The sequence below is a fragment of the uncultured Rummeliibacillus sp. genome (assembly GCF_934216135.1).
Taxonomy (GTDB): Bacteria; Bacillota; Bacilli; order Bacillales_A; family Planococcaceae; genus Rummeliibacillus.
Genome location: NZ_CAKQBI010000025.1, coordinates 38,935 through 47,313 on the forward strand (window position 1 = coordinate 38,935; position 8,379 = coordinate 47,313).

Here is an 8,379-nt window from a genome sequence, read left to right on the forward strand (position 1 = left end):
AAGGACAATTATGTTTTAGCGAACAAATGAATTTTTTGTGATATAATTCTTCTTTGAGATTTTTTACAACTGGAGTGTCAACTTATGAACAAAAATTTCATATACCCATTGCTTATCGTGATTGGATCAAGCTCATATGGGATTTTATCAACAATTATAAAAGTTGCGATGGGTCGAGGCTTTGAAACGAACGAAGCCGTTACAAGTCAATATGTGATTGGTTTTTTACTAGCATTCTTGCTATTTATTATTACACAACGCACTTTACCAAAGCTTACTGGTAAAGGCTTTTTAATAATTATGATTTCCGGTTTACTTACTGGAAATACAGGAATTGTATATGGACAGGCTGTTCACTATTTGCCTGCTTCACTAGCAGTTGTTATGCTATTTCAATTTACATGGATTGGCCTCTTTTTAGATTGCATCATCCATCGTAGACGTCCTACACGTATTGAGTTATTATCTCTTGTCTTCTTAGTAGCTGGAACAATTCTTGCAGCAGGTATCTTAGATGCAGATTTAAGTGGACTCGATATACGTGGGTGGTTATTTGGTTTTGCATCAGCTCTTAGTTTTGCTTGCTTCATGCAATTCAATTCCAAACCAGTTGAGGGAGTATCGAAGATTGGTCGTATGACGATTATGGCATTCTTCGCCATGCTAATAGTATGCATTTTCCAAACACCAGAAATAATAATTAATGGGAAACTATTTGCCTCTGAGCTATTATACTTCGGTCTCGCCCTAGGCTTCTTTGGTATTATATTACCAATCCTACTCTTCACCATTTCTGTTCCTAAAGTCGGTGGAGGAGTAGCGTCTATTTTAAGTGCAACTGAACTACCAGTAGCCATTATTGCCTCTGTCATAGTTCTTCACGAAAAACTAACAATGCTTCAAGTAGGTGGTATTATATTGGTGTTATTTGGTATGGTATTACCGACAATTTTACAAAAAAATTCAACTAAATAGCAGAATTTCACACTTATTTCGCAAACTCCCTTTATCCTTTTGTTACAATGATTATTGTCATAAGAAGGGAGTTTTTTTAATATGAAAAAAATGATTATGTTATTTATAGCATTGACTACTTCAATAGCTCTTGTAGCTTGTAATAATAATGATCACAATAACCATGCAACAAATGATAGTAAAAAAGAAGAAGCACCTTTAAAAGCCACATTAACGGTTCCAGATACGGCTAAAGTTGGAGACAAAGTTGTACTGAAAGTAACTGTGACTAAAGAAAGTAAAGCATTTACAGATGCAAAAGATGTGGCATTTGAAATTGAAAATAGCAAAACTAATTTCGACAAAATGATAGCAGCTAAACTTATGGATAATTCATATGTTGCCACTTATAAAGTACAAGATGCTGGAAAGTATAATATTACTGCTCACGTCTCTGCAAAGGACGGCAACCATGTAATGCCAAACACTGAAATAGAAGTAGACAATGCCCCTACAAAATCAGAACATGCGACTCAAAATACTTCTGTTAAATCTACTACAGAGGAACATGAACACCATCATGATGTAGCGATTACTTACAACCACAAGCATTCGGTAAAAAAAGATTCGGAAGTAAAGCTTAATGTATCTTTAAAACATGATGATAAAGTATTATCAGGTGCAAGCGTACACTACCAAATCCTTCCTCAATTTGACGATGGTAAACCAACTTGGATTACTTTAAATGAAACATCCAAAGGTACATATGAAGCAAAATATACCTTCAGCCAAGCTGGAAAATATCAATTAAAATTGCATGTTGAAAATGATGATGGCCTTCATAGTCATGAAGTGAAAAACTTTCTCGTAAAGTAAAATTTTTTACTAAATCAATCAAATAAAGCCTGTATGGAGAAATTTATCCATACAGGCCTTTCTATACTTTTTAAACTATGCATCATGTTTTAATTTTTTTGGCCAAAAACTAAACTTGCCCAGAATAACGATTAAAGCCGGAATGACGATTGGACGCACAAGGAATGTATCGACAAGCACCCCAACTGCTACTGCAAAACCGAATGCCCGAAGCTCCATAACCGGTTGTGTGATTAACACGGCAAATGTCGCTGCTAAGATCAAACCTGCAGAAGAAATAACGCCCCCTGTTTTACCTACTCCCTCACGTACAGCATCTTTAATCGGTAAATGTACTTTCTCTTCACGAATTCGCGAGATTAACATAATAGAATAATCCACACCAAGCGCTACTAAAAATACAAATGTGTAAAGTGGAATACGATAACTGATTCCGGAATGGCCAAGTAAGTCTTGGAAGAAGAATACAGTAAATCCAAGTGCCGCTCCATATGATAATAGAATAGTTGCCATCATATATACTGGCGCTAAAAGCGAACGAGTTTGTATGCCAAGCATTACCATGATTAATACTGTCATTAAAATAATGATGCGTATTTCATCACCATGACTTGCTGCACGAATATCTGCATTTTGAGCCGTTTCACCAGCTATTAGCATATTTGCGTCATTAATATGACTATCATGTAAAATCTGATTTGAATCTTTTCTTAACTTTTCAAGATCATCAAAGGCTTTTTCTGTATAAGGGTTATTGTTTAAAACAAGATTAATCTTTGCTACATTTTGATGATTATCAGCATATGGATTTCCTTGAATTTCAGCCTTATTCACGCTCTTTTGATCATTCAATTTATCTACTAATGACGTTAATTGTTTATTAGTTAAATCATCTTTTGCTTTTATAATGACTGTACTTGGAGCAATTTCCCCTGCAGAAAATGCATCATTTAATACGTTATACCCTTGAATAGAGGACATTTCTTTTGGGAAAGAGTCCAATAAGTTAAATGAATAATTTACATGTCTAATCATAGAGGCAAAAATCACTAAGATAACAATAATCGGCATCATCGCAAGCCATGGTTTTTCAGTAACAAAGTGACCAAGCTTGTGCCAAAAGTTTTCTTTACCTGCACGTTTTATAGCGCGCTTACGTGGATTAGATGGCCAGAATGATTTCTCACCTGCAATCGCAAACAAAGCTGGCATTAAAGTTAAACCCGCAACAAGCATTAAAGCAACTGCTACTGCAAATACTGGTGCAAAACCACGGTATGATTCGTATACAGCAAAGAATAATGTTAGCATACTTAGAAATACTGTACCGCCACTAAATACGATTGGCTCTTTTACAAAGTTCAATGCGTTTTTCATTGCTTCATTGACATGTAAGCCTTTTTCAAGCTCTTCACGGAAACGTGAAAATAATAATAATGAGTAATCAGTGATAACTGCAAATAATAGAATCATCATAATAGATAACGATTGACTATCAATTGCAAACCAATCTGCTTTCCCCATCAATCCTAATAAGCGATCTACAACAGAATAGGCTATACCCGCACCGATTAAAGGAATAAATGAAAGCAACGGTGAACGGTAAATAACAATTAAAATAACAAATATTAAAGCAACTGTACCTAATATTAATACCACATCTGCCTTAGAGAACATCTCATACGTATCTGCTACGATACCAGCAGGACCCGTAAAATAGGTTTTTAAATTAGATGGTTGTTCTTTAGCAACTTGTTTTTTTAAGTCATCCATTGTTGCTTTTACAACCTTGTTTTCCATACCTTTAGGGAATAATACTGGTAAAAAGAATGTGGTATTATCCTTTGAGAAGAAGGAAGCACGTGCTTGTTCCGGCATTTTTGAAAGAGGCACAACGGTAAAATCTTTATTTGCATTTGTCATAACCTTTTCAATATTCATCATTGCCTTATTTACATCTTGTTCCTTCAATCCATCCTTGTCATGAACAACGACAAACAAGGGAACACCCTCAGATGAAGGAAAATATTCTTTTAAAGCTTTTTCAGCTTGGATTGATGCATCTGTTTCAGGAAGACCTGAGTTTTTATTTGGTGATGTTACTTCTTTTGCATGAGGTGCCATCCCGGACAACGCTGCAGCAGCGATAATCCAAATCAATAGAATAGCAAACCATCTTTTTTTCTCTTTAAAAATTTTCATCATTATCCTACTTTCTATTAGAATCAATCATAAATGTTGTAAGGATAAATAGCCCAAAGCTTATTAACAAAACAGTACCGCCTACTATATAAAAAACTAACGCAAATGTATCATTAATACCAAATGGCTTTAATGTGTTAAACCACATGCCCATAGTCAAGCCAATTGAACCAATTATTGCTGTCCAACCATGTACAACGACTAATTTAGCTGATTTAATCTTAAAGAGACTGTAGAAAATCCCCCATGCAAATACAGAAAGCCAACCAACTACTAAAATATGTGCATGAATTGGACGAAATTGATAGCTCCCTGATCCAGCCATATGTGACCCTAAATATGCGCCGACTAAGCCAAAAATGGCAGCCAAACGGATTAATCGTATACCCCATTTTCTTTCCAGCATGTTCTACCTCCATAGATTTCAGAATTTCTTTCTATGGTGTAAATATAAACTGTCTATATGAACTCTATATGAACTTCACATTACAATTTTGGAAGGATTATGGTGAAAACTGTTCCTATCCCTAATTGAGTTTCCACCTGGATGTTGCCTCCATGAATTTTAACAATTTGCTCAACAATTGCTAAGCCAAGACCTGTCCCATCCTTTGTACGAGAATCATCTGCACGGAAAAAACGTTGAAATGATTGTTCTTTTGTTGTATCGCTCATGCCAATACCTGTATCTTGAATTTGAACAGTAACTTCTTGATCGGTTGATGTTAATACTACTTGAATATCTCCATTTTCCTTGTTATATTTAATCGCATTGGTCAATAAATTTTCCCAGACATTTTCTAATAAGCCTGCATCAGCATTAATCAGTGTAGGTTCAAGTGTCATAGATAGATTAATGCCTTCTTCTTCCAACCACCATCGATATTTTTGAATCGTCCTTTTCATCTGCTCATCAAGTGCATATATTTTTCTCTCCATTTTACGTGAAGATTGGTCAAGAGAAGTTAATAATAATAACTGTTTCGTTAATGTCGATAATCGATGTGTTTCAGATTGAATGATAGAAACATAATCCCTGCGTTCCTCATCAGTAATATTTTCTGATACCAATAATCCTGCATATCCTTGAATATTTAATAACGGCGACTGAAAGTCATGAGAAACATTACTAATAAATTCCTTTCGTATTTGATCATTTTCTTGTAATTGCCCCATCATTGTATTAAAACTTGTTGCGAGCTGACCAATTTCATCTTTACTCTCAATTTTTAAGGGCGTATCAAATCGTTCATTAGCAATGCGCTTTGTTGCTTCCGTCAACTCTGTAATTGGTTTGATCAAAAGCTTTGCAAATAACAACATGGCTGCTAGACTAATTAACCCCATAAATATTGTCCATCCACCCATAATTGTATGTACTTCATTGAAAAGTAACTTTATATCTGGTCTTAAAAACATTGCATAGCGTTTATGATGATATTGAAATGAAACCCCTACTGTATTGGACAAATGATTAGCAAAGAATCCTGTTACAAATGTTTCTTTCGGGAAATCTCGCATACCATGATAAATCTCCCCATTCAACACTTGTTGAACAGTAGAGTCCGTTAAATCCTTTACTCGATAATCTCCTCCATAAAATTTTGAATCACCATTTTCATTAACTAGATAAATTTGATATCCTACATCCCCAAGTGTTTGTAGATAATGGTCTAAATTAAGGTCCTGCACCTCATTAATATGTTGGATAACAGATTGTGCAATTGTTACATTTTTAGCATCATTCTTTGACTTCGTAACTTGATGATAATACGTGTTCGTAAGTAAAAATCCTGCTAATGAGCTGAAAATCATAATGAGAATAGTTGCAAGTAAAAACTTACTATACAAAGACTTCATTGGCCCTGCACCTCTAACTTATAACCGACTCCACGAACTGTTACAATTTCTACACCTGTAGCAAACTTAGCCAACCTTTCACGAATTCGCTTGATATGTGTATTTAATGTTTGTTCATCCCCATCGTAATCATAGCCCCATATCTTCTCCATAATATCTGCTCTTTCAAACACCTGATTCGGACGAGTAGCAAGCAATGCTAAAACTTCAAATTCTTTGAGCGGCATCAATAATATACTTTGTCCTACAGATACTTCATAACTTTTTCTATTTATCGTCATCGAACCAACTCGAAGAATTGTCTCGCTTGGTTTATCGTAGCGTCGTAAAATGGCTGCAATACGGAATAATAACTCTTTAGGCTCAAATGGTTTTACCATATAATCATCTGAACCAGACAAAAAGCCCTTTTCTTTATCTTCCAGTTCTCCTTTTGCAGTTAATAGCAAAACGGGAATATCTAATTGATCTCTTATACGTTTTGTTAACTCATAACCATTCATTCCTGGCATCATTACATCTACTACTGCTAAATCAGGAATCTCCATTTCTAATACTCCGAGTGCTTGAACTGCATTTTCTGCTTTTAGTACCTGATAGCCTGCTTGTGTCAAATGGATACGTACTAAATCTAAAATATTCTTATCATCATCCACAATTAAAATTTTTGACACTCTCATTGCCTCATTTCTAGTTTTTTCTCCATTATAACGAAAGAACGAGATGGACTATAGCCACTCGCTCAGTTTTATAAAAAATACGCTATGAAAAAAATAATAAGAATTGGTCCAAATAGTATAATATAGCCCGTTGGCCTTGCAAAGTTAATCGTCCAACCAATTCCAAATCTTTTTTCTACAAATAAAGATGGGTCCTCTTTATTGAAATAAACTAATCCACCCTTCCAATAACGATCATCATCTAAATCTGTCAAACCATTAGACATATTGGAGGGGGCAATTTCTTTATTTAACTTACTAAATTTAATCGAGAAAATAGTACTCCCCATAAAAGTCAGCACGATAAAGCCTATAAATATAGCCAACATAAAATTCTTTCCAATGGCGGCATGATGTATCGTCGTCAACTGTAAAAAGCTGAATAATAAGGTTATCAAAAAAGCCGTTAAAAACAAAAAACTACTAGTATACTGTCTTTTTTTACCCTGATTATAAGCAGACTTTTGCATATTAAGTGCACTAATCTTAACTCCCGAACGCTTTGTCCCCTCTGATATTGTAGCAAACAAAATTTGTGTAACTAGCATAATTAAAGGCAGAGATATTACAGAAAAATAATTTTTCTCAGTAAAAGCATCAGCCTCTCCACTTGGACCCCAATGCGTGGGGACTTGCTGAGGTAGTAAAGGGTATTGATAATATGTGTAAATAATGAGTATCACTGATACTAAAGCTAAACTCCAAAAATAAGAAAGTGGCAACATATCATCTTGCTTATTTGTACTTGCTATTTTAACTTCAGTTAAGTCTGCTCCCCATTGCTTTTGCTGCTTTTCTACCTGCAGTTTACGATGAAAATACGTATAGAATAACAAACTAATTAATATAAAAAGAAGCATGGTGAATACTCCAACAACAATTTGAAGCTCTCCATTTTGGTTTATACTTAATCCCCAAATGGAATAACTAACAATCATTAATAACCAAATAATAGCCATTGCAACACTATATGTCTTCTTTGTTTGATTTACTGTCGCATGTTTTATTTGCGATGTTGGTATTGTAACACCAAATACTATCGTACTCTTTAACATATATGGTATAAAAATTTGAATTGCCCCTAACAAACTAAGCATTGCAATCGAAACCCAATATCCAACCATAACAATCCCCCTATTGTAATGTCTTCATTAGCCTTTTAATTAATAGTTCAAATTCACTTAAACCTAATCCATAAACAATACCCTCTGCAACAACAGGTCGTAGCATTTTCTCCATATGATCTAATTGCTCTCCTTTAACCCCTCCCTCTTCTCTTGTTACATTTACTACAGCACCTATTTTTGGAATGATGGTGATTAAGCCCTTTTTCTCTAATTCATGATAGCTTTTATTAACAGTATGCATATTAACACCTAGATCTGCTGCTAAGGAACGTACTGAAGGTAAGGAATCCCCAGGGATAATATCTTTATTAGCGATTCCCTCTATAATTTGTTGTGATATTTGCGTATAAATAGGAATATCAGAATACGGTTCAATTTGAAGAAACATAAAATTCCTCCATTTCTGTTATATAGTTAGTATAACAAAATTGTTCTATAAAAGGTAGAACAAAATAAATGAAGTAGGATTTTTATAAAAGATTTTACATTTGTAAGATAAGGAGGGAAATTCTAATAAAATAGGCCAAAAGAAAAAGCACAACTGAATAAACAGTTGTGCTTTTAAGTGTGCCTAGCAACGTCCTACTCTCGCAGGGGGACAGCCCCCAACTACCATTGGCGCTAAAGAGCTTAACTTCTGT

At 34.7% G+C, this 8,379-nt stretch carries 8 protein-coding genes; 2 read left to right on the forward strand and 6 right to left on the reverse strand.

What is annotated here, in order from left to right; all coding sequences use genetic code 11:
- Nucleotides 1–84 precede the first annotated feature (84 nt).
- Nucleotides 85–975, forward strand: coding sequence for a DMT family transporter (locus Q0977_RS14000; RefSeq protein WP_119417206.1), 891 nt, complete (start codon nt 85–87; stop codon nt 973–975).
- A gap of 81 nt (nt 976–1,056) precedes the next feature.
- Complete coding sequence (locus Q0977_RS14005; RefSeq protein ID WP_124218214.1) at nt 1,057–1,830, forward strand: FixH family protein; 774 nt, start codon at nt 1,057–1,059, stop codon at nt 1,828–1,830.
- Nucleotides 1,831–1,905: 75 nt separating this feature from the next.
- On the opposite strand, the gene Q0977_RS14010 is transcribed toward Q0977_RS14005, so the two are convergent.
- From Q0977_RS14010 to Q0977_RS14035, 6 genes are all read right to left on the reverse strand, one after another.
- Entirely contained in the window at nt 1,906–4,032 is a 2,127-nt protein-coding gene (locus tag Q0977_RS14010; RefSeq protein ID WP_158582418.1) for an MMPL family transporter, read from the reverse strand.
- Between the two features lie 7 nt (nt 4,033–4,039).
- Nucleotides 4,040–4,435: a hypothetical protein gene (locus Q0977_RS14015; protein ID WP_119417212.1), complete on the reverse strand. Its 396-nt coding sequence runs from the start codon at nt 4,433–4,435 to the stop codon at nt 4,040–4,042.
- Between the two features lie 83 nt (nt 4,436–4,518).
- Nucleotides 4,519–5,892, reverse strand: a complete 1,374-nt coding sequence (locus Q0977_RS14020; protein ID WP_124218212.1) for a HAMP domain-containing sensor histidine kinase — start codon at nt 5,890–5,892, stop codon at nt 4,519–4,521.
- Nucleotides 5,889–6,566 (reverse strand): response regulator transcription factor, encoded by a 678-nt coding sequence (locus tag Q0977_RS14025; RefSeq protein WP_299515131.1) that lies wholly within the window; start codon nt 6,564–6,566, stop codon nt 5,889–5,891. Before Q0977_RS14025 ends, Q0977_RS14020 begins: the two co-directional genes overlap by 4 nt.
- A gap of 74 nt (nt 6,567–6,640) precedes the next feature.
- A complete protein-coding gene (locus Q0977_RS14030; RefSeq protein ID WP_299515133.1) occupies nt 6,641–7,735 on the reverse strand; it encodes a DUF1648 domain-containing protein in 1,095 nt (364 codons plus the stop codon).
- Between the two features lie 10 nt (nt 7,736–7,745).
- Nucleotides 7,746–8,126, reverse strand: a complete 381-nt coding sequence (locus tag Q0977_RS14035) for a GntR family transcriptional regulator (protein ID WP_119417200.1) — start codon at nt 8,124–8,126, stop codon at nt 7,746–7,748.
- Between the last annotated feature and the right edge of the window lie 253 nt (nt 8,127–8,379).